Raw genomic sequence first — 22146 nt, forward strand, 5'->3', positions numbered from 1 at the left:
CGTCAACTCCCTTCGCTGTTCAGATGATGTTCGATCAACGAAAGCAGGGCCTGCGATTCGTAGGTCATGGCAAGGTGCCGCAAACGCGCGGCGAACGGTTCATACTTTTCATGCGAACTCGCAAGACGATCGGCGTGCCGGCTGATGTCGCGCATCGAGCCGAGCAGCGCATAGCGGTGCAGCGCCGCCATGTCCTCGCGCGGCGGAATGATCATCGGCCGGTCAGCTTCGCAGGCCGGGCCGGCGCCCTGTTGGGTCGCCAGGCCGAGCAGCATCGCGATCGAGCCCAACAGGCGGTCGAGATTGAGCGGCTTTTCCAGAAACACGTTTGCGCCCGCGTCGATGTTCGCGCGTGCGTTCTGTTCGGAGGCGTCGGCGGATACGACGATCACGGGCGTCGCGCCCAGTGTGTGCGAGCGGCGCAGATGGTGCAGCGTCTCTATGCCGCCCATCAAGGGCATCACCGTGTCGAGAACGATCAGGTCGGGCGCGCACGCTGCAGCCTTGTCGAGCGCATCGCGCCCATCGCTGCTTTCGATCACCCGAAAGCCCGCCTGCCCCAGCACTTCCGCCAGAAGCGCGCGGTTCGCGGGGACATCGTCGACCACCAGAATGACGCGGCGCGCGCCGTCGAGGCGGTCCGCCTGGAGACGCGGTATGCGCTCGCACGGCCCCGCCGCCGACGCGGGCGCATCCAGTTCAAAACCGAACACGCTGCCCTCGCCGGCCGAACTCGTGACTTCGATCTCGCCGCCCATCATGCGCACGAGTTGCCGGCTGATCGCGAGACCCAGGCCCGCGCCGCCGCCGCGCCGCGTGTGATCGCCCGCCTGTTCGAACGGCTGAAAGATCGCTTCCAGCCGGTCGGCGCTCACGCCGATACCGGTATCGCGCACCTCGAAGCGCAGGCGCCCGGCCGCGCCCCGGCTGACCGACAGCGTGACCTCGCCGTGGTCGGTGAACTGGACGGCATTCGCGAGCAGATTGAGCAGCACCTGGCGAAGCCGGCGCTCATCGACACGGACCACGGCGGGCAGATCGGGCGCGGCCACATAGTTCAGCACGAGGCGCTTTTGCTGCGCGCGCACGGCGACGATTTCCGCGATCGTCTCGAGAAACCCGCGCAGCGACACTTCGCCGACCTGCAGTTCCAGCTTGCCGGCGCCCAGACGCGCGAAGTCGAGAATATCGTTGATCAGCGTCAGCAGATGCTGCCCGCTCTGCTCGATCACGCCGACGCTCGCCAGCTGGCGCGTGTCGAGCCGCGCGTCACGCTGGAGTATCTGCGCATAGCCGAGAATGCCGTTGAGCGGCGTGCGCAGCTCATGGCTGATGTTGGCGAGGAACTGGTCCTTCGCGCGGCTGGCCGCTTCCGCCGCATCCTTCGCGACGCGCACCGTTTCTTCCAGCGCCTTGCGCTCGGAGATGTCCTGAATGATGACGATGACGTGCGCCGTCTGCCCGGACGCGTCGTGCTGAAGCGCAACCGACAGCGTGACCCACACGCGCTCCCCGTCGAACCTGACGAGCGGCACTTCCTCCGAATAATGCTTGAGCCTGCCTTCCGTCAGCAGGCGGAACCGCTCGGTGCTCGCCACGCTGAAATCGGCATGAATCAGCTCGTGCAGCCGTCGCTGCTGCAACGCGTCGCGCGGCCAGCCGACGATCTCGCCCGACCGTTGATTCACACGCAGAAAGCGCCCATCGAGATCGCAATGCGCGACGCCGACCGCGGCGTTTTCGAAGGTGCCGCGAAAGCGCTCCTCGCTCGCGCGCAGCGCCTGCTCGGTCATCTTCAGTTCCGTGATGTCGACCAGACTGCCGACGAAGCGCACCGGCTTGCCCGTCGCGTCGCGGCGCGCGGTGCCGCGCACCAGCACCCAGCGGTCGCTGCCGTCGCGATGCCGCAGCCGGTTCTCCAGCTCGAACAGGCCATCGCCGCTTTCGAGGAACGACGCGACCGCGCGATCCGTGCTGTCGCGATGATCGGGATGCAGCACGCTCATATACGCTTCGTAATCGAGGCGCGCCTGCGGCGTGTCGAAGCCTAGCCACTCGTAGATGTTCGAATAGCGAGCGAAGCCGCGCTTGTGATCGCCTTCGGGCATGTCGATTTCCCACACGCCGACATTCGAGCCGTACATCGCCATTTCGAGTCGCGCATTGGTCTCGCGAAGAATCTCCGCCTCCTGCGCGCGGCGCTTTTGCGTCACGTCGCGAAACACGATCACGATGCCCTGCCGTACGCCGCGTTCGTCCGTCATCGGCGTGCCCGTGCATTCGACCGGCAGGTCGCTGCCGCCGCGCGCGCGCAGAATGGTGCGCGCGGGCAGCCCGCCGTCGCTCCCGGTTTGCAGCACGGCGGCCATCGGATCCTCGATCGGCGCGTGGGTGTTCTCGTCGTGCAGACTGAAGACCTCGCTCAGCCGCCGTCCCGTCGCTTCGCTGCGCGACCACCCCGTCAGCGCTTCGCCGGCGAGATTGACGAAGGTGACGAAGCCGTCCACATCGGTCGACAGCACGCCGTCGCCGATACTCGACAGCGTGATCGCATAGCGCTGCTCGCTCTCGCGCAAACGCCGCTCGGCGCCGTGCTTGTAAAGCGCCATTTCGACGACGGTACGCAACTGCATGTCGTCGAAGGGCTTGAGCACGTAGCCGTACGGTTCCGCTGCCGTCGCGCGGCGGATCGTCTCTTCGTCCGCATAGGCGGTGAGAAATACGACGGGAATGTCGCGCGCTTCGCGGATACGCCGCGCGGTGTCGATGCCGTCCAGTTCGCCCTCGAGCCGCACGTCCATCAGCACCAGATCCGGCTTGCTGTCTGCGGCCAGCGTTTCGACCAGCGCGAGCGCGTCTTCGCCGCTGCCCGTGCTGCCGACCACGACATAGCCCGCGCGGCTCATCTGTTGCGCGATGTCGCGCGCGACGATGCGGTCATCCTCGACGATCAAGATTTGCGCGCTGGTCATGTCGTGTGGCCGTCAACGTTCTGCTGCATTGAATTGAATGGTGAAAGTGGTGCCGTGCTGCTGCGCGATATCGATGCGGCCGCGCAATTGCAGCACGAGGTCGTGAACGAGGCGCAAGCCGAGCGTTTCATCGCGTTCGAACGAAAAGCCGGGCGCGAGGCCGACGCCGTCGTCGGCGACGATCAACGCGCAGCGCCGGTCGTCGATCGCCTTGAGTTCGACCTTGAGCACGCCGCCGCGCTGATCCGGGAACGCATGCTTGAGCGCATTCGACACCAGTTCGTTGATGACGAGACCGCACGACACGGCGCGGTTCATGTCGAGCTGAATGTCGTCGACGTCGATCTGCAGGTCGACGCCCAGCCGCCCCATGTCGTAGACGCGCGCCAGATGACCGCATAAGGTCTTCACGTGCGCCGTCATCGCGATGCGCGCGAAGTTGCCCGCGCGATAGAGGTTCTCGTGCACCATCGCCATCGAGCGTACGCGGTTGCGGCTGTCGGCGAACAGTTCGGCCACCGCCTTGTCCGTCACGCGCTCCGCCTGAAGATTCAGCAGGCTGCTGATCAATTGCAGATTGTTCTTCACGCGATGATGCACTTCATGCAGCAGCGCGTCTTTCTCGGCGAGCAACGCATGCTTCTCTTCGAGCGACGCATTTTCGAGCGACACGGCCGCCTGTGACGCAAGCAGCCTGAGCACGGCGAGACGCGCGGGCGTGAACACGCCCGGCGCGAGTTCGTTCTCCAGATACAGCACGCCGATCAGCTTCGACTGCTTGACGAGCGGCAGCGACAGCACCGAACGCGAATGCTGCGCGGCGAAATGCTCGTCGGACGACCAGGTCTGGTCGCAGATCGCATCGTCGATCAGCAACGCGCGCTGCGTGCGAATGCTTTCGAGCAGCACGGCGCTCGACAGATCCTGCGCATTCACCGGTCTGCTGTCGAAGTGCACTTCCGGTCCTTCGCGCCCCGCCACCGCGGTCGCTTCGATCCACAACGCGTCGGCGCGCGGCAGCACGAGCAGCGCGCGCCGCGCGCCCGCGTGTTCGAGCATGATCGTCATCAGCGTGCGCATCAGACGCTCGGGAACCAGTTCGCCGGAGATCGCCTGCGACGCCTTCACCACGGTATCGACGTCGAGTTGTTCGGCGACGACGCCGGGCGCCGGCGCCTGCTCGACGAGCTCGCGCAGCAGCTCGGCATAACGCCGGTCGAGCGACTTCACGCGCGCGATCGCGCCCCAGCGCAACCACGCGCGGCGCGCGTTGCGGACATACGCGGCGGCCGTCGTCGTAAAGCCGCGCGCCAGATAGAACTTCGCGGCAATCTCCTGCGCGAGCGCTTCGTCGTGCGGGAAATCATGCTTGCGCGCGAGCCGGATCGCGTCTTCGTAGCGGTTCATCGCTTCGAACTCGCGGCCCGCGATGCGCGCGATTTCGCCGCTCATCAATGCCGCGCGGCTGCTGAAGTTGCTCGGGCAGTGCTCGGCCCACAGCGCCAGCTGCCGCTGATGCGCGGCGAGCTTGTCCAGATTCCCGGCCCGGGCGGTTTCCGGCGCGCCGTCGTGCCAGCTTGCGCGCGCGAGCCCCGCAAAGAACTGATACTCGGCGATTTCGAAATGACCCGACGATGTCCACAGCAACGGCGACGCCTTACTGTCCGCATGCATCGCGCCGTCGATATCGCCGGCCAGATAGCGCGCCTGCAGCTTGCGGATCCAGTACCAGCACGCCGCGATCGCGAGACTCGGATCGCCGTCGAGGCGCTGCTCGAATGCGGCATCGTCGAAGCGATCGGGAAGCGCGTCATGCGCGTCGAGGTTGCCGCGCAACGAATGAATCAGCGCGAGCTGCGCGGTGATGATGTCGACGATGAGGCCGAACTTCGCGGCCTGAACGATCTGCAGACGACGCTGCGCTTCCTGCTCGACTTCCGCGAGCGGCTCGCCCGCGGCGATCAGCGTCGTGACCGTGCAGCAGCTGCTGAAGCCGATGTAGGTCAGGTCGCCGCCTTCGCTCGCGACTTCGAACGCGCGGCGCAGCAAGGGCAAACCGGTGCGGATCGGCCGCGTCCACGGCGTCACGTGATACGCGAAGCACATGTAGACACGCGCCTTGAAACGGTCCAGCCCGCGCTTGTCCACGAGCGCGAGGCCGAGCTGGCCGAAGCGGTAGCCCGCGTCGTAGTCGTCGAACAGCGGACCCGCGACCATGCCGAGATACGCATAGCCGAGCGACGACGCATCGCTGTTGCCGTACAGCAGGCTCAGGTTCGCCATCCGGCACAGCACGAGGCACACGAGGTTTTCATCGCTGAAGAACGCGGGCGGCAACACGGCCGTCAGCACGTTCATCGTCGCGGCGAGTCCGGCATCGTCGAGCAAGGGCAGATCGACGAGCGTGTCGATCGGCGCGCCGCCGATGCCCTGCAACAGCGTGTCGTATTCTGCGCGCGCCGCGGCGCGGCCCGGATGCGGATTCCAGTCGATGCCGACGTGCCGCAGATAGTCGAGGCACGTCTGCACCGCGAGGTTCATCCGATCGAGCGCCGTGTACAGCGTGACGCGCAGAAACGTAACGGCCGCGCGGTCGGCCAGCGTGTGTGCGCGCGTGTCGAGCATCGCCAGCCGCCGCTCGCTGCTGTCCATGGCCCCCGTCAGAAACTCGCATTCGGCGAGCTGGCATTCCAGCTGGAATTTGCGGGCATAGTCCGCGTCCCAGCCTGCTTCGCCGAGCAGTTCGCTGCCCGTCGACAGGTACGCGAGCGCCGAGCCGTACGCCGCCGACGCGCGTGCGCGCTGCCCCGCCTCGAGATTGAAGTCCACCACGCGCGCGCGTTCGGCGGGATCGTCGAGTAGAGGAATGACGCGGTTGTACTGGTTGACGATCTCGAAGATGCTGCGCGCTTCGTCCGCAGCCGGCTGCGCGGCGAGAATCCGGCCGATCCGCAGATGGGCCTGCGCACGCAGCTGCGGCGGGATCAGTTCATACGCTGCCTCGTGCACGCGGTCGTGCACGAACGCATAGCCTTCGCGGCTGCGGTACAGCAGGCCGGCCTCGACGCCGTCGGCGAGGGTCGTGGCCACCTGCGCCTCGTCCAGGCCGCTGATGCGCGCGAGCAGCGGCGACGTCGCGCGGCCGCCCAGACACGCGAACTGTTCGAGCAACGCCTGCGTGCCGCGCGGCAACCGTTCGATCTTGCCGACCATCAGATCGACGATGGTGTCCGCGAAACGCGCTTCGCGCAGCCTTTCGTTGTCCCACGTCCAGATGCGGCAGTCGCGATCGAACGCGAGGAAGCGCTCGTCGGCGAGAAATTGCAGAAACTGCACGACGTAGAACGGATTGCCGCCCGTGCGTTCGAACACGAGACGGCTCAGGCCCTCCAGTTCGGGCCGCGTGGTCGTGAGGGCGTCGCCGATCAGATGCGCCACGTCGTCAGGCTGCAGCGGCGTCAGCATGATTTCGTCGACGCGCGTGCCCGTCTGCCGGATGAGATCGACTGTGCGTCTGAGCGGATGCGCGACGCCCACTTCGTTGTCGCGATACGCGCCGACCACGAACACGTTGCGCGCGCCCGGCCCGCACAGCTGTTCGAGCACGCTGAACGTGCCCGCGTCGCTCCATTGCAGGTCGTCGAGAAACAGCACGAGCGGCTGGCCGTCGCACGGGAACGCCGCGATGAAACGCGTAAACACGGCGAGAAAGCGCATGCGTGCTTCCTGCGGCGCGAGTTCGGGCACGGGCGGCTGTGGCCCGACGAGCGCCTCCAGCTCGGGAATCAGCTCGACGATCAGCTGGCCGTTCGCGCCGAGCGCATCGTGCAGGCGCTGGCGCAGGTCCGCGTGCGTGCGCATGCCGTCGTCGATCAGCTCGCGGATCAGCGTCCGGAACGCCTGCGCGAGCGTGGCGTAAGGAATGTCGCGCTTGTAGCGTTCGAACTTGCCCGACGCGAACCATCCGCGCGACGCGGCAGGCGTCATGCGCAACCCGCTCACGAGCGTCGATTTGCCGATGCCCGAATAACCCGACACCAACGCCACGCCAGGCTCGCCGCTTTGCACGACGCGCTCCAGCGCGGCTTCGAGCTTGTGCTGCTGCTTCTGGCGTCCATAGAGACGAAACGGCCGTTGCAGCTGATCGGGCGCATCGGCGGCGCCCGGCGCGAACGCCTCGACGTCGCCCGATGTGCGCCATGCGTCGAGACAGCGCCGCAGATCGTGTTCGAGCCCTGCTGCGGTCTGATAGCGCTGCGCCGCGTCCTTCGACAGCAGGCGTGCAACGATCGCGCTCAGTTGCGCGGGCACGCCGCCGATGCATTCGGCCACCGGAATGGGCACTTGCGCCGTATGGCAATGCAGCCACTCGGCCGCCGAAGCGGCCCGATACGGCAGCTTCCCCGTCATCATTTCGTACAACACGACGCCGAGCGAGTACAGATCGGCACGCGAGTCGGACCAGCGGTTCATCAGCCCGGTGCGTTCGGGCGACAGATACGGGAGCGCTTCGACGGCGATCGCGGGCGGGCCGTCGCGCGGACGCTCGCGCGGCGCACGGGAGACGAGGCCGAGGCCCGTGAGCGCGATGGCGTGGGTCGCGTCGTCGATCAGAATGTTGCCCGGCCGGATGTCGTTGTGCGTGAGGCCGCGGCTGTGCAGGGAGCGCAGCGCCGACGCGAGGTTGACGGCAAGGGTAAGGAACCGGCCTATCGGCAACGGCCCCGCTTGCGCCATGCGAAGCGATCTGCCGCCCGGATCCTCGAGCACGAGCGTCGCGCTGCGCTCGTCGCGCAGCAGCGCGTGAGGCCGCGTGACATGCGCGCCGTCGAGCATGCCGCGCAACTGATACGCGTGCTCCAGACGCTCATGGCTTTCCGGCTGCGGCTGCGATGCCGACAGCGTGACCGTCAGCCAGCTATCCGACGCCCCCGGGCTCGTCAGGCGCGACAGCACGAACTGACCATCGTCGCTCAATGTCGTTACGTCGTAGCCCGTCAGCATCATGGTTCCCATCTCGCGAGACGCTCTGGGTCAGTCGGCGGCAGTGAGCATGTAGCCCGCGTTGCGGATGGTCCGCAGCAGCGAGCGGTCGAAGCCCGTGTCGATCTTCTGGCGCAGCTTGCTCACGTGCACGTCGATGACGTTCGTTTGCGGATCGAAATGGTATTCCCAGATGTTTTCGAGCAGCATCGTGCGGGTGACGACCTGCTCCGCGTGGCGCATCAGATATTCGAGCAGCTTGAACTCGCGCGGCTTGAGGACGATCGGCTTACCGGCGCGCGTCACCTTGCGCGACAGCAAATCGATGCTGAGATCGGCGAGCTTCAACGCCGTGTCGAAGCCGTTGTCCTGCGAACGCCGCGCGAGCGCTTCGAGCCGCGCGACGACTTCGCCGAACGAAAACGGCTTGACGACGTAATCGTCGCCGCCCGCCTTCAGCCCGCGAATCCGTTCGTCGACTTCGTCGAGTGCGCTGAGGATCAGCACGGGTACCTTGCTGCCCGCCGCGCGCAGCGCCGCGACGATCTTGAGCCCGTCGATACCGCCGGGCAGCATGCGGTCGAGCACGATCGCGTCGTAGGATTCCCCGATCGCGAGCGCCATGCCGTCGCGGCCGTTGTCGGCCCAATCGACGACGTGGCCGGTTTCGAGCAGGCCTTTCTTCAGAAAGCCCGCCACCTGCTGATTGTCTTCGACCAAGAGGATTTTCATTTCTGGATTGGCGGCCCGTCGGTCACGCGCCGTGTGCGACCTGACAGAAAGGCCGCCGACGTGTGCAGGTCGGGCGAAATAGTGCACCGTCGCGCTGACCTTTCATTATCGCCTCGTCGGGACAGATGAAGCGACCGCCCCGTATTAAATTTTTTTAATCAGGGCGCGCGTGGCGTGCCTGCCGCCGTTTGCCAGCGCGGCTCGGCGGCATCCGGCCGCGCACATTAACAAACGTTAACGGTATCGCAACGCTCCGACAAGCCGCCGCTCCATAAGATGACGGTGCGAAACTCACGCGCACCGAGCCCCGCCGGCACGTGCAACCCATTCACACTTTGTCGGACGATGCTTATGAACACGGTGATGGAACAGCCGGCCAGGCCGCAGTATCGAAGCACCCCCGAGCATTCCGTCATCGCGCTGGGGGAATTCGAACTGAACCTCGGCATGCGTGCGCTGTACAAGGCGGGACGCGAAGTGCCGCTCGGCTCGCGCGCGTTCGACATTCTATCGGTGATCGTGCTGGCGGCCGGACGCATCGTGTCCAAGGACGAACTGATGGACACCGTATGGCCCGGTGTGTTCGTCGAAGAAAACAACATCCACGTGCATCTGAGCGCGGTCCGTAAAGCGCTCGGCGACCATCGTCAACTGATCGACACCATACCGGGGCGCGGCTATCGACTCAAGGTATTCGACGACCCGCCAGCCGAGCCGGCACGCGACGTACCGACCGAGCGGCATGCGCCGCACTTCCGCAATGCGGATGCAATGACCGCGCCGCGGCATCGATTGCCGGGCAGAAGAACGCTGCTCGGGCGCGCCGCGGCGCTCGACGAAATCGAGGGCCAGTTCGCGCGCAGCCGCGTGGTCACGCTGACGGGGCCGGGCGGCGTCGGCAAGACCTGCCTCGCCATCGAACATGCGCACCGCACGATCGCTACCGGCGCGTCGGACGTCGTCTTCATCGACCTCGAGGAAGCGGGATCGCTCGCGGCCGTCGCGCAGATCGAGCCGGCGCCCTCGCCGCCGGCCGGCACCCTGCTCGTACTGGACAATGCGGAGCACATCGTCGACGAGGTGGCGGACGTCGTGGAACGGCTGATCGGCCAATGGCCTGGCTTGCGCGTGCTGCTCACGAGCCGCGAGCGCCTTCGCATCGCGCCCGAGACCGTGTTCCGCGTCGAACCGCTCGCGCTGCCGGCAGACGAGTCGTGCCGCGACGGGCTGATGCAGTCGCCTGCCGTCGGGCTGTTCCTGGAGCGCGCAAGCCGATGCGGCGTGCGAGTCGACGAGCATCAGCTCAGGCTCGTCGCCGAAATCTGTCGCCGCCTCGACGGGCTGCCTCTCGCGATCGAACTCGCCGCCGAGCGTGCGTCCGTGCTGGGCCTCGAAGGGGTGCGCCAGCGTCTCGAAGAACGCTTTCTGCTGCTCGCAGGGGGTTATCGCACGGCGCAACCGCGACACCGAACCTTGCGCGCCGCATTTGACTGGAGTTTCCAGCGGCTCACGCACAACGAACAGGCCGTCGTTCTTCGCATCGCACGGTTCGACCATGCGTTCACGCTCGATTCCGTGTACTCCGTCGTTTGCGACGACGACGTCGACCGCCCGACCGCGCTCGACTGCATCGCGCAACTGGTCGAAAAGTCGATCCTCGATGTGAGCTTCGTCGGCGTCACGGCGCGCTACCGTCTCTCGGAATCGGCTCGCACGTACGCACTTGCGCTCGGATCGGGTGATGAACCGTGCGATGTCGCGAGGCAGTTCGCCCGTTACCCGCAGTGAGCGACGGATGACCGTCATGACGGTTCAGCGGCAATGTTGACTGGATGCGCGCGTTGCCGATCCGGCGGACCGGGCTACGCGCACGCGGAGTGGGTCGCCGGTGTGACCAGGAAAATCGCGTTCGACGAGCGCGGCGACCTGATCAAGCCGCCCTACACGCTGTTCCGCGTCGAACGGGCGCGGTGGCACAGCATTCGCACGGTCGGCCGCGCGTCGAACCGACCGCCGCCGAGCAGCCGGCGGCGGCCTCAGGCAACAGCACGCGTCACCGCGCCGCCTGCTGCCGCTGGATTTCCTTCGCCTTCATCTGCAGATACGCCGCACGGTCGACTTCGTGCAGCTGCTGCGGATACTGCTCGGTCGCGTCGAACCAGCGGGCAAGACGCTGGTCGAGCGGCTTGTCGAGCGTCCCGAGGTACGCGTCGATCGCGAGGTAATAGCGCATCGTGTTGCGCTCCAGCAGCCCGCGCACGCCGCCGACATACTGCGGCTCGCCCGCCGACGCACCGCTCGCCGGCGTGAACCCGACCTTGTCGCGCCCGATGGTCCCCAGATAGGCCTTCATCGCCATGCGGCCCATCGTGCCGAAGCCGTACGCGTACGTCAGGTGCAGGAACGTGCGCGTGTCGCCGACCGGGATCGCTTCCAGTGCGATGCGGTAATCCTTCGTGCTCATCGGCCCGCTGTCGGCGCTCAGGTCGACCTGAAAGTAGTCGGGCGTCGCTGCCGCCACGCGATAGCGGAACTGCACGCGATAGGTGTCCGACAGCTTCTGTTCGATCTTGCGCCCGAGGTTCACGTCGAGCACCGGCCCGCCGCTGCCGGCCGATGCATGACAGTACTTCGTGTTCAGGTGCAGGATCAGGACGTCGCACCAGTTGGCCGGCCCCCGCGCGGGGTCGTTGAGCCTGCCGTTGACCAAGGCGAACGGATAGTCGACGACGGCGTAGATGTCACCCTTCAGCGATGAGGACGCCTCCGACGATTCGAGGTACAGCGGGCGATGGAATGCGTTGTGCTTCAACTGCTCGCCCAAGCTGTGATAACGGTCGAGCAGCGCGGCCGCGCCGTCCGCGCCGAACGACAGCGCGCTCCAGCCCACGCACAGCATCGCGATGCATGCGGCCCACGCACGGCGCACGCGTCGGCGCGCCTGCGGATGTTCGGATGTCTCCATTGATTTGCTCCAGCGGATGGCGCGATGTCGCCGCGCCTGTTTGATGGAATATGCCGCCCGCTATCGACGGCTATCGACCGCGCTTCACCGGCATCGGCAACTGCGCAGCCGTGATCCGGATCAGCCGGGACAGCCACTCGCGCTCGTCCCACCGCTCGCCCGCAACCACGAGATGCGGCTTCGCCGACGGATACGGCGGCGCCTGCTCGCATGCGCCGAGAAAGGCCTTGCCGTCGGGCGTCGGCTTGACGAACAGCCGGTCGTCGCAGACGAGCGCCACCATCTTTCCATCGCAATAGATGCCGTATTCGCCGAACATCTTCCGCGCCGACACCGTGCCGGCCAATGCGCTCTGCTCGACGATGAAATCGACGGTTCCCTGATGCGATGCCATCCGCTTCCTCCGTTATCGGACACCGGTTCTGACCGTCGGCGGCGCGGTGTCGTTCCCTCCCGTCCCGTCCGGGATGCGCGCATCGCATGCAAGCGGCGCGGGCGGTTCGTCGGAGAAGCGGCGATCGCCTGCGTTCATCAGCCGCGGAATCGAAGCAAGGAGCGCTGGCGCCGCGCGTGGTCGTCGGCGCCAGTTTGACAGAACTGCGTGCGGCGGCAAACGCCGAACGGCAGCGGCGTGCGCGCGTGCGCGCCGCCGCGGTATCGGGCGTCGCGCACGCGCGTCGGGCGAAGGCGCTCAGCCCGTGACGGGCGTGCGCCGCACCTCGGTCAGATAAATGAGGATCAGCGACACCCACACGATCCCGTACAGCAACATGAAGCAGGTCGTGCGCACGCGCGCGAAGTCGAGCAGCATGCCGAACAGGATCGGCAGCAGGAAGCCCGCGAGGCCGCCGGCGAGCCCGACGATGCCGGTGACGACGCCCATGTTGTCCGGGAAATCGTCGGCGACGTACTTGAAGGTCGACGCCATGCCGAACGCGAACACCGCACCGAGCACGAAGGTCAGCGCGACGAAGCCGGCCACCGGCATCGACAGCTTCAGCGCCGCGGTGCCGTCGATCGTGTGGATCACGAAGTCGGTCGCCGGATACGACAGCAGGAACAGGCTGATCCACGCGACCCACAGCCCCCACCAGGTGACCGCATGCGCGCCGTAGCGGTCCGACAGCCAGCCGCCGATCGCGCGCAGCACGCCGCCGGGCAGCGAGAAGCCGGCCGCGAACGCGGACGCCATCACGAGCGACATCCCGTATTCGTTCTTCAGGTATTGCGGGATCCACAGCGACAGCGCGGTGAAGCCGCCGAACGCGATCGAGTAGTACTGGCACAGCCGCCACACGCGCGGATCGCGCAGCACCTTGAACGAATCGAGCAACGAGCCGCCGCGCTTGCCCGCGCCCGGATCGGGCGCCGACGCGAGCCAGAAGATCGCGGCGGTGACGAGCAGAGCGAGCGCATAGATGCGCGGCACGACGCGCCAGCCATACGCATTGAGCAGCAGCGGCGTGACGAACAGGTTGACCGCCGCGCCGCTGGTGCCGGCGCCGAACACGCCCATCGCCAGACCGCGCCGCTGCGGCGGGAAGAAGCGCGCGACGTACGGCGTGCCGACCGAGAACGACGCGCCGACGCAGCCGAGAAACAGCCCGATCACGAGAAACTGCCAGAGCTGCGTCGCATAGCTGACCACATACACGGGCACCGCACACACGACGAGCAGCACCGTCATCACGATGCGCCCGCCGAAGCGGTCGGTCCAGGTGCCGAGCGGCAGACGCATCAGCGCGCCGGTCAGCACCGGCGTGGACGTGAGCAGCCCGAACTCGGTGCTGTTCAGGCCGAGGTCCGCGCGCAGTTGCACGCCGAGCACGCCGAACATCATCCATACGACGAAACACACCATGAACGCGAGCGTACTGGCGGCCAACACCGACCACGCGCGCAGCGGAACGGTCTGCGCCTGGGCGGGCAGACCGGCATTAGCTTGGTGAACGGCCATATGCCGACCTCCGTTTCATTGAACGAGCGGACCGCTCGCGCCGTCGAAGGCGACGCCTTCGATGCGCGCGGCGCCCGCGAGTACGGCCACGTACTGCCGCATCGCGCGCTGACGCACGCATTGCGCGAGGTACTCGGCGATCTGGCCGGCGGCTTCGTCGAACGGCACCGCGGCGCCCGGCACGCGCCGCTCGATGCGCACGATGTGAAAGCCGAAGCGCGTATTGACGAGCTTCGGCAGCACGCCGAGTGCGTCGCCGTCGAACAGCGCGGCCTCGAACTCCGGCACGGTGTCGCCGCGCAGCAGTTGCCCGAGGTTGCCGCCGACCTGCGCCGACGGGCAGTTCGACGACGCGCGCGCGACCGCTTCGAACGTATCGGGCGCGGCCAGCACGTCGGCGAGCGCGGCCTGCGCGCGCTCGCGCAGCGGTGCGAGCGGCACGCGCTCCGTCACCGCGAACAGCACGTGGCTCGCGTACACGATGTCGCCGCGGCGGAAGCGCGCCGCATGCCGGCTGTAATAGCGCTCGCAGTCGGCGCGATCCGGCTGCGGCACGTGCGTGAGCTCGCGCTCGAGCAGCGCGTCGACGGCCGCGTCGTCGAGCGGTGCGCTCGCATCGATCAGCGCGAGCGCGACCGCGCGCTGCCGCAGCAGTTCGCGCACGGCCAGCGCATGGCGCGCCGCATCGAGCGGATCGCGCGCATCGCCGTGATGTTCGGCTTCGGCCGCGATGGCGGCGGCGTCGAAGGCGACGCCGTTGATGGCGAGCGGCGCGGTCGCGGCTTCGCAGAGAACGTCGTTCATGCGGGTCTCCTCAGCGCTTGCGCACGAGCTGGTATGGGCGGATCAGGTACGCAACCGAAGCGATCCCGCTCCAGATGTGAACCATCCGCGTGAACGGCGACACGAGGAAGATCGTGAAGCCGAGCAGGATGTGAAGCCGGTACGTGAGCGGCACGCCGACGAGCAGGCTCGCGACGTTCGGGCGGAACGTGACGACGCCCTTCACGTAGTCGGTCAGCTGCTCGAACATCGCGCCGTCCATGTGACGCGTCGAAAGCACGACGGTGCCGAGCCCGAGCGCGAGCTGCACCCACAGCATCAGCACGATCACGATGTCGGACGTGCGGCTGTTGCCGCGGATGCGCGCGTCGCCGAGGCGCCGCCAGATCAGGATCGTCAGCCCGACGATCCCCGCGACGCCGGCCGCGCCGCCCGCCACCATCGCGACGAGCTGATGCCCGGACGCCGACATGAACGGCGACACCAGCCAGTGCGGCGCGAGAAACCCGCCGAAGTGCCCGAGCACGACGACGAGCACGCCCCAATGGAACAGGTTGCTGCCGAGCCGCAGCATGCCGTGCCGCAGCAGCTGGGACGAATCGCTTTTCCACGTGTACTGCTCGCGGTCGAAGCGGATCAGGCTGCCCACCAGCAGCACGGCGAGACAGATGTACGGGTAGATCCCGAACAGGAACTGATGCAAGTAAGCGTTCATGTGTTTCCCCAAGTGTGGGCCCGCGCGCTCACGCGCTGCGGGCGGGCCGCTTGTCGTGGAACTGGATCGTCTGCTCGGCCGGCGTCGCCGCGCCGACGAAGCGCACGGCTTCATCCGCATACGACGCGTCGAGCGCGCGGTAGTCGTCCGCACCGGGCTTCACGGCCGCCACGTCGTCGTCCGCGGCGGCCGGCGGCTCGACCGGCGCCAGGCCGGCGAGCGGCAGCAGCGCGCCGACAACGAAGCTGTAATGGCTGCCGCGCCGCGCGAGCTGGCCGGCAAGCGCGGTGAGGATGTCGCCGGTCTCGGCGAGCAGCGTGCGTGCGTCGGGCGCGGGCAGGCGCGACAGGTATTCGAGGAACACGGGCAGATAATCGGGCAGCTCGCCGGGGTTCAGCGTCAGCCCGTGGCGCTCGTACATCTGCAGAAGGTCGACCATCGCCTGCCCGCGGTCGCGCGATTCACCGTGCACGTGCTCGAACAGGTGCAGCGACGTCGCGCGGCCGCGGTCGAACAGCGCGACGTAGTTCTCCTGCAGCGTGAGCAGGTCGCGCGCACGCACGTACGCGAAAAACCGCTCGAGGCCGGTGCGCGCGCGCTTCGGCAGCTGCGCCCGCTCGCGCAGGTGGCCGTCGATCGAATCGAGCACGTCGACGAGCGTGTCGTCGGGATAGTCGAGCAGCGCCGCGAACGCCGCATAGGTCGGATCGGGTGCGCCGCTCATCGCGATACCTCGTTGATCGGAATGGTTTTCGCGCCTTTCTTCGGACTGAACAGGCTCCCCTCGGAGCGGCCGTCCGAACAGCCGTTGCCGAACGAGAAGCCGCACGAGGCGCGCAGGTCGTACGCGTTCTCTGCGTACTCGCGATGCGTGGTCGGGATCACGAAGCGGTCCTCGTAGTTCGCGATCGCGAGATAGCGGTACATCTCCTCGACCTGCGCGAGCGACAGCCCGACCTGGTCGAGCACGCCGCGCGCGTCGACGCCGTCGACGTGGCGCGCGCGCATGAACGCGCGCATCGCCAGCAGCCGTTCGAGCGCGAGCTTCACGGGCGCTTCGTCGCCGGCCGTCAGCAGGTTCGCCAGATAGCGCATCGGGATGCGCAGCGATTCGACGTCGGGCAGGTAGCCGTTCATCCCGAGCTCGCCGCTGTTCGCGGCAGCATTGATGGGCGACAGCGGCGGCACGTACCAGACCATCGGCAGCGTCCGGTATTCGGGATGCAGTGGAAACGCGATCTTCCAGTCGATCGCCATCTTGTAGGCCGGCGAACGGCGCGCGGCGTCGAGCCACGCGGCCGGCACGCCGTCGCGCTCGGCCTGCGCGATCACCGTCGGGTCGTTCGGATCGAGGAACAGCGACAGTTGCGCCTCGTACAGGTCCTGCTCGCTCTCGGCGCTGGCGGCCTCGCTGATCCGGTCCGCGTCGTACAGCATCACGCCGAGATAGCGGATCCGGCCGACGCAGGTTTCGGAGCAGACGGTCGGCTGCCCGGCCTCGATGCGCGGAAAGCAGAACACGCATTTCTCCGCCTTGCCCGACTGCCAGTTGAAGTAGATCTTCTTGTACGGGCAGCCGGACACGCACATTCGCCAGCCGCGGCACTTGTCCTGGTCGACGAGGACGATGCCGTCGTCGTCGCGCTTGTACACCGAGCCGGACGGGCACGACGCGACGCACGCGGGATTCAGGCAGTGCTCGCACAGGCGCGGCAGGTACATCATGAACGTGTTCTCGAACTGCCCGTAGATCTCCTTCTGGACCGCCTCGAAGTTGTAGTCCTTCGCGCGCTTCTCGAACTCGCCGCCGAGAATCTCCTCCCAGTTCGGCCCCCACTCGATCTTCTCGAGGCGCTGGCCGCTGATCAGCGAGCGCGGTCGTGCCACCGGCATCGCGCGCGCGTGGCCGGCCTCCTGCAGATGCGCGTAGTCGTAGGTGAACGGCTCGTAGTATTCGTCGATCGCGGGCAGATGCGGGTTCGCGAAGATCTGCGCGAGCAGCCGCCACTTGCCGCCCTGACGCGGCTCGATCCGGCCGTCGGCGCGGCGCTGCCAGCCGCCGCGCCAGCGGTCCTGGTTCTCCCAGTCCTTCGGATAGCCGATGCCGGGCTTGGTTTCGACGTTGTTGAACCACGCATATTCGACGCCTTCGCGCGACGTCCAGACGTTCTTGCAGGTCACCGAGCAGGTGTGGCAGCCGATGCACTTGTCGAGGTTCAGGACCATCGCGACTTGCGCGCGGATCTTCATTGCGCTTCTCCTTCGGTGAGCGGGGCGTCGAGCCAGTCGACGCGATTCATCTTGCGCACGATCACGAACTCGTCGCGATTGCTGCCGACCGTGCCGTAGTAGTTGAAGCCATACGACTGCTGCGCATAGCCGCCGATCATGTGCGTCGGCTTGGTCACGGTGCGCGTGACCGAGTTGTGGATGCCGCCGCGCTTGCCGCTCGTTTCCGCGCCGGGCACGTTCACGATCTTCTCCTGCGCGTGATACATCATCACCATCCCCGACGGGATCCGCTGGCTCACGACCGCCCGCGCGCACAACGCGCCGTTCGAGTTGAAGCACTCGATCCAGTCGTTGTCGACCGCGCCGATCGCCTTCGCGTCGTCCTCCGACATCCACACGATCGGGCCGCCGCGCGACAGCATCAGCATCCGCAGGTTGTCGGAGTAGGTCGAGTGGATGCCCCATTTCTGGTGCGGCGTCAGGAAGTTCAGCACGCGCTCGGGGTTGCCGTTCGAGCGCGTGCCGACCATGTGCGCATAGCTGCCCGTGTCGACCGGCGGCTTGTACACGCACAGCGACTCGCCGAACGCGCGCATCCACGCATGGTCCTGATACAGCTGCTGGCGGCCCGTCAGCGTGCGCCACGGGATCAGCTCGTGCACGTTCACATAGCCGGCGTTGTACGACACGTGCTCGGATTCGATCCCGCTCCACGTCGGCGACGAGATGATCTTGCGCGGCTGCGCCTGCACATCGCGGAAGCGGATCTTGTCGTGCTCGCGGCCTGCCGCGAGATGCGCGTGGTCGCGGCCGGTGATCTTCGACAGCGCTTGCCACGCCTTCACCGCGACATGGCCGTTGGTTTCGGGCGCGAACGTGAGGATCATCTCGGCGGCGTCGATCGCGCTGTCGATGCGCGGGCGCCCGCGTGCGGCGCCGTCGGCGACCTTGTAGTTCAGCTCGCCGAGCAGCTTCACTTCGTCCCTGGTGTCCCAGCCGATGCCCTTGCCGCCGTTGCCGAGCGTGTCGAGCAGCGGGCCGATCGACGTGAAGCGCGCGTAGGTGTTCGGGTAGTCGCGCTCGACCGCGATCACGGCCGGCATCGTGCGGCCCGGCACCGGCTCGCATTCGCCGCGCTTCCAGTCCTGCACGTCGAACGGCTGCGCGAGTTCGCCCGGCGTATCGTGCGCGATCGGCGCGAGCACGACGTCGCGCTCGACGCCGAGGTGGCCGTCGCACAGCTCCGAGAAGCGCTTCGCGATGCCCTTGAAGATCTCCCAGTCGCTCTTCGATTCCCACGCTGGATCGACCGCCGCCGACAGCGGATGGATGAACGGATGCATGTCCGACGTGTTCAGGTCGTCCTTCTCGTACCACGTCGCCGTCGGCAGCACGACGTCGGAATACATGCAGGTGGTCGACATCCGGAAGTCGAGCGTGACGAGCAGGTCGAGCTTGCCGCGCGGCGCGTCGGCGCGCCACTTCACTTCCTCCGGCCGCGCGCCGCCCGTCGCGCCGAGATCCTCGCCCTGCACGCCGTTGGTCGTGCCGAGCAGGTACTTGAGGAAATACTCGTGCCCCTTGCCGGAGCTGCCGAGGATGTTCGAGCGCCATACGAACATGTTGCGCGGGAAGTTCTCGGGCGCGTCCGGGTCTTCGCACGCCATTTGCAGCGTGCCGTTCCGCAACTGCCGCGCGAGCTCGGCGCCCGCGGGCGCGGCATCGCCGAGACTCGCGCCGACCTTGAGCGGATTCACCGCCAACTGCGGCGCGGACGGCAGCCAGCCCATGCGCTCCGCGCGCACGTTGTAGTCGATCGGCGAGCCGTGGAACTGCGTCTTGTCGGCGAGCGGCGACAGCAGCGTGCTCGGGTCCATCGTGTCGTAGCGCCACTGGTCGGTGTGCGCGTAGAAGAACGACGTCGCGTTCATGTGCCGCGGCGGCCGGGTCCAGTCGAGCGCGAACGCGAGCGCGGTCCAGCCTGTTTGCGGACGCAGCTTCTCCTGGCCGACGTAATGGGCCCAGCCGCCGCCGCTCTGGCCGATGCAGCCGCACATCATCAGCAGGTTGATGATCGCGCGGTACGACATGTCCATATGGAACCAGTGGTTGATCCCCGCGCCGATGATCACCATCGACTTGCCCTGCGTCTTGTGCGCGTTCTCCGCGAACTGGCGTGCGACCGAGATCACGTCCGCGCGCTTCACGCCGGTGATCGCTTCCTGCCACGCGGGCGTGCAGGGCACGTCGTCGTCGAAGCTCGCGGCCACGTCGCGGCCGCCCAATCCCTGGTCGAGGCCGTAGTTCGCGACGAACAGGTCGTAGACGGTCGCGACCAGCATCTCGCCGTTGCGCGTCGCGACGCGCCGCACGCCGATCCGGCGCGACAGTTCGGAGCCGTGGTGCGTCGAGTTGAAATGAGCGTGAGGCTGGTTGCCGAAGTACGGGAACAGCACGTCGACGACGTCGTCATGCGCCGCCGTGCACGACAGCCGCGGCGCCAGCGCCGCGCCCTTCGACGTCTCGCCGCGCAGGTTCCATTTGCCCTTGTCGGCGTCGGCCTGCTGGCCCCAGCGGAACCCGACCGAGCCGACCGGCACGACGAATTCGCCGTTGGCGTCGTCGATCATCACGGTTTTCCAGTCCGGATGCGCGGCCTCGTCGAGCGAATCGTCGAAGTCGGACGCGCGCACGAGGCGCTCGGGCACGTAGCCGTCGCCGTGCGGCACGAGCCGAACGAGCGCCGGCATGTCCGTGAAGCGCTTGCAGTAGTCGATGAAGTAGTCGCTGTTGCCCGCCAGGTGATATTCCTTGAGGATCACGTGGCCCATCGCCATCGCGAGCGCCGCGTCGGTGCCTTGCTTCGGGTGCAGCCACAGGTCGCCGAACTTCGCGCCTTCCGCGTAATCGGGAAACACCGACACGACCTTGGTGCCGCGATAGCGCGCCTCGACGAGGAAGTGCGCGTCGGGCGTGCGCGTCTGCGGCACGTTCGAGCCCCAGACCATCAGGTAGCCGGCGTTGTACCAGTCGGCGGATTCCGGCACGTCGGTCTGCTCGCCCCACACCTGCGGGCTCGCCGGCGGCAGGTCGCAGTACCAGTCGTAGAACGACAGGCAGGTGCCGCCGATCAGGCTCAGGTAGCGCGCGCCCGCCGCGTAGGAGACCATCGACATCGCGGGAATCGGCGAGAAGCCGACCACGCGATCGGGGCCGTGCCGCTCGACCGTGTAGACGTTTGCGGCCGCAACGATCTCGTTGACTTCGTCCCAGCTCGCGCGCACGAAGCCGCCGAGGCCGCGCCGGCTCTGGTACGCGCGCCGGGACGCGTCGTCCTCGACGATCGAGCGCCATGCGTCGACGGGCGCCAGCGTGCGGCGGCGCTCGCGCCACAGCTTCACCAGCGCGCTGCGCACCATCGGATGCTTGAGGCGGTTGGCGCTATACAGATACCAGGAATACGAAGCACCGCGCGGGCAGCCGCGCGGCTCGTGGTTCGGCAGGTCCGGGCGGGTGCGCGGGTAGTCGGTCTGCTGCGTTTCCCACGTGATGAGGCCGTTCTTCACATAGACCTTCCACGAGCAGGAGCCGGTGCAGTTGACGCCGTGCGTCGAGCGGACGATCTTGTCGTGCTGCCAGCGGCTGCGATAGCCGTCTTCCCATTTTCGGTCCTCGTCCGTGACGGCGCCGTGCCCGTTGGAAAAGCCTGGCCGGGCGGTGGAGAAATAACGCAATCTATCCAGGAAATGGCTCATGGGGATCTCGTTTTTCCGGTCTTTTGGCAGACTCAGATTGTTGAAAGGGGTGGAATGCCGGCCGTAAAAGATGCATCTGATCGACGCGTTTTGTCCGGGTCGGGCAGATTGTCTGGTAGAAGGACATATCACGGCTTGATACAAATCAGAGGGATCGTTCGCCGGCGTGCAACGGTGGAAATGGGGGAAGATCGGTGGGGGAGGAGTGCTGAGGGTTGGCGGAGGAGTACTGACTGCTGATGGGGGTGGTGCGGCTCGGCTGCTTGCCGCTGGTCGCGGTGACCGCCGCCTGCCGACGCTGCTCGTGGCTCCCGCGCTGACCGCCGCCTGCCGACGCTGCTCGTGGCTGCCCGCGCTGTCGGCCGCCGCCCGACGCTGCTCGTTACGGCCTGCTCTCTCCGCCGCCACTCGCCGTTGCTCGTCGCGGCCAGCGCTGCCCGGTGCCACCGACGCTGCTCGCCATCCGTCGCCCCCGCGCTGCTCGCCGGGGGCCGGCGCTGTCCGCCGCCGCTCGTCGCTGCCAGCGCTGTCCACCGCCACCCGCCGTCGCTCGTTGCTACCTGTGTTGTCCGCTGCAACCGGCCGCTGAGTGTCGGGGCCTGCGCTATCTACCGCCGCTCGTCGTCTCAGCCGGCCGGCCACGGCCACAAGCGTCAGCCCGCACTCCCGAACGGTTGCCGGAGCGAAATACGAAGTTGAAGGGATTGGATTGCGTGGTGTGGACTGGCGCTCGTCGTCGGAGAGTGATCGACGCGCCGCAGTGCAAGGAGTGCGACGGATTTAGGCTGCGCGTTCAATTCCGCCTTGGCCTATGAAAAGCGTGCTTGAACCCGACCGTGCGTGGCCTTGCCGCGCCATGCGGTGACGAAGGTACCGTGCAGGCCGCGCGGACCGCCGCATCAGCCGGGCAGAAAAGGCGGGCATACAGGAGAAGCGACGACGACGCAGTGCGGATCGCACCGTAGCGCCGCGATGTGCGGCACGTCGCGGCGAGCGCGCAGCGCTCGAGCGGAATATGCAGACGGAATAGACAAAACCCGACGCGGCGGACA

Annotated in this window: 12 protein-coding genes and 1 pseudogene; 2 read left to right on the top strand and 11 right to left on the bottom strand. The window is 67.1% G+C overall.

From position 1 onward, the window contains the following. Positions 1-2: 2 nt before the first annotated feature. The 3 genes from WJ35_RS18025 to WJ35_RS18035 are packed head-to-tail and all read right to left on the bottom strand — an operon-like array spanning position 3 to position 8687. On the bottom strand, positions 3-2972 hold the full coding sequence (locus WJ35_RS18025; protein WP_011879815.1) for a PAS domain S-box protein: 2970 nt from the start codon (positions 2970-2972) through the stop codon (positions 3-5). Between the two features lie 12 nt (positions 2973-2984). Further along, positions 2985-7988: an AAA family ATPase gene (locus tag WJ35_RS18030; RefSeq protein WP_230459690.1), complete on the bottom strand. Its 5004-nt coding sequence runs from the start codon at positions 7986-7988 to the stop codon at positions 2985-2987. Positions 7989-8006: 18 nt separating this feature from the next. Continuing rightward, complete coding sequence (locus WJ35_RS18035) at positions 8007-8687, bottom strand: response regulator transcription factor (RefSeq protein WP_011879813.1); 681 nt, start codon at positions 8685-8687, stop codon at positions 8007-8009. Between the two features lie 351 nt (positions 8688-9038). Between WJ35_RS18035 and WJ35_RS18040 the strand changes: the two genes are divergently transcribed. Together WJ35_RS18040 and WJ35_RS32255 are read left to right on the top strand one after the other, a co-directional pair. Further along, entirely contained in the window at positions 9039-10475 is a 1437-nt protein-coding gene (locus tag WJ35_RS18040) for an ATP-binding protein (protein WP_224383403.1), read from the top strand. A 93-nt stretch (positions 10476-10568) separates the two neighbouring features. Continuing rightward, a pseudogene (locus tag WJ35_RS32255) lies at positions 10569-10682 on the top strand (branched-chain amino acid ABC transporter substrate-binding protein); the annotation flags it as partial. A 58-nt stretch (positions 10683-10740) separates the two neighbouring features. Here the strand turns inward: WJ35_RS32255 and WJ35_RS18045 are convergent. The 8 genes from WJ35_RS18045 to WJ35_RS18080 form a co-directional block, all read right to left on the bottom strand. After that, complete coding sequence (locus WJ35_RS18045; protein ID WP_069239616.1) at positions 10741-11652, bottom strand: hypothetical protein; 912 nt, start codon at positions 11650-11652, stop codon at positions 10741-10743. 70 nt (positions 11653-11722) lie between these two features. Then, positions 11723-12046 (bottom strand): TfoX/Sxy family protein, encoded by a 324-nt coding sequence (locus tag WJ35_RS18050; RefSeq protein ID WP_069239617.1) that lies wholly within the window; start codon positions 12044-12046, stop codon positions 11723-11725. 297 nt (positions 12047-12343) lie between these two features. Beyond that, positions 12344-13609, bottom strand: coding sequence for an MFS transporter (locus WJ35_RS18055; RefSeq protein WP_069239618.1), 1266 nt, complete (start codon positions 13607-13609; stop codon positions 12344-12346). A 15-nt stretch (positions 13610-13624) separates the two neighbouring features. Then, positions 13625-14413 carry a peptidylprolyl isomerase gene (locus tag WJ35_RS18060; RefSeq protein ID WP_011879808.1) on the bottom strand — a complete coding sequence of 263 codons (789 nt, stop codon included), beginning with the start codon at positions 14411-14413 and terminating at the stop codon, positions 13625-13627. Positions 14414-14423: 10 nt separating this feature from the next. Next, complete coding sequence (narI, locus tag WJ35_RS18065; protein WP_011879807.1) at positions 14424-15107, bottom strand: respiratory nitrate reductase subunit gamma; 684 nt, start codon at positions 15105-15107, stop codon at positions 14424-14426. A gap of 28 nt (positions 15108-15135) precedes the next feature. Then, a complete protein-coding gene (narJ, locus tag WJ35_RS18070) occupies positions 15136-15831 on the bottom strand; it encodes a nitrate reductase molybdenum cofactor assembly chaperone (RefSeq protein ID WP_011879806.1) in 696 nt (231 codons plus the stop codon). After that, complete coding sequence (gene narH, locus WJ35_RS18075) at positions 15828-17357, bottom strand: nitrate reductase subunit beta (RefSeq protein WP_069239619.1); 1530 nt, start codon at positions 17355-17357, stop codon at positions 15828-15830. Before narH ends, narJ begins: the two co-directional genes overlap by 4 nt. Next, complete coding sequence (locus WJ35_RS18080; RefSeq protein WP_069239620.1) at positions 17354-21094, bottom strand: nitrate reductase subunit alpha; 3741 nt, start codon at positions 21092-21094, stop codon at positions 17354-17356. Before WJ35_RS18080 ends, narH begins: the two co-directional genes overlap by 4 nt. Positions 21095-22146: the final 1052 nt, after the last annotated feature.

The organism is Burkholderia ubonensis (genome assembly GCF_001718695.1).
In the GTDB taxonomy this organism is placed as follows: Bacteria; Pseudomonadota; Gammaproteobacteria; order Burkholderiales; family Burkholderiaceae; genus Burkholderia; species Burkholderia ubonensis_B.

What these genes read in the sequence shown, in the direction of transcription:
- narJ (WP_011879806.1), bottom strand. Translation starts at nt 15,831, where the DNA reads ATGAGCGGCGCACCCGATCCGACCTATGCGGCGTTCGCGGCGCTGCTC.
- WJ35_RS18025 (WP_011879815.1), bottom strand. Translation starts at nt 2,972, where the DNA reads ATGACCAGCGCGCAAATCTTGATCGTCGAGGATGACCGCATCGTCGCG.
- WJ35_RS18040 (WP_224383403.1), top strand. Translation starts at nt 9,039, where the DNA reads ATGAACACGGTGATGGAACAGCCGGCCAGGCCGCAGTATCGAAGCACC.
- WJ35_RS18035 (WP_011879813.1), bottom strand. Translation starts at nt 8,687, where the DNA reads ATGAAAATCCTCTTGGTCGAAGACAATCAGCAGGTGGCGGGCTTTCTG.
- narH (WP_069239619.1), bottom strand. Translation starts at nt 17,357, where the DNA reads ATGAAGATCCGCGCGCAAGTCGCGATGGTCCTGAACCTCGACAAGTGC.
- WJ35_RS18055 (WP_069239618.1), bottom strand. Translation starts at nt 13,609, where the DNA reads ATGGCCGTTCACCAAGCTAATGCCGGTCTGCCCGCCCAGGCGCAGACC.
- WJ35_RS18050 (WP_069239617.1), bottom strand. Translation starts at nt 12,046, where the DNA reads ATGGCATCGCATCAGGGAACCGTCGATTTCATCGTCGAGCAGAGCGCA.
- narI (WP_011879807.1), bottom strand. Translation starts at nt 15,107, where the DNA reads ATGAACGCTTACTTGCATCAGTTCCTGTTCGGGATCTACCCGTACATC.
- WJ35_RS18080 (WP_069239620.1), bottom strand. Translation starts at nt 21,094, where the DNA reads ATGAGCCATTTCCTGGATAGATTGCGTTATTTCTCCACCGCCCGGCCA.
- WJ35_RS18045 (WP_069239616.1), bottom strand. Translation starts at nt 11,652, where the DNA reads ATGGAGACATCCGAACATCCGCAGGCGCGCCGACGCGTGCGCCGTGCG.
- WJ35_RS18030 (WP_230459690.1), bottom strand. Translation starts at nt 7,988, where the DNA reads ATGGGAACCATGATGCTGACGGGCTACGACGTAACGACATTGAGCGAC.
- WJ35_RS18060 (WP_011879808.1), bottom strand. Translation starts at nt 14,413, where the DNA reads ATGAACGACGTTCTCTGCGAAGCCGCGACCGCGCCGCTCGCCATCAAC.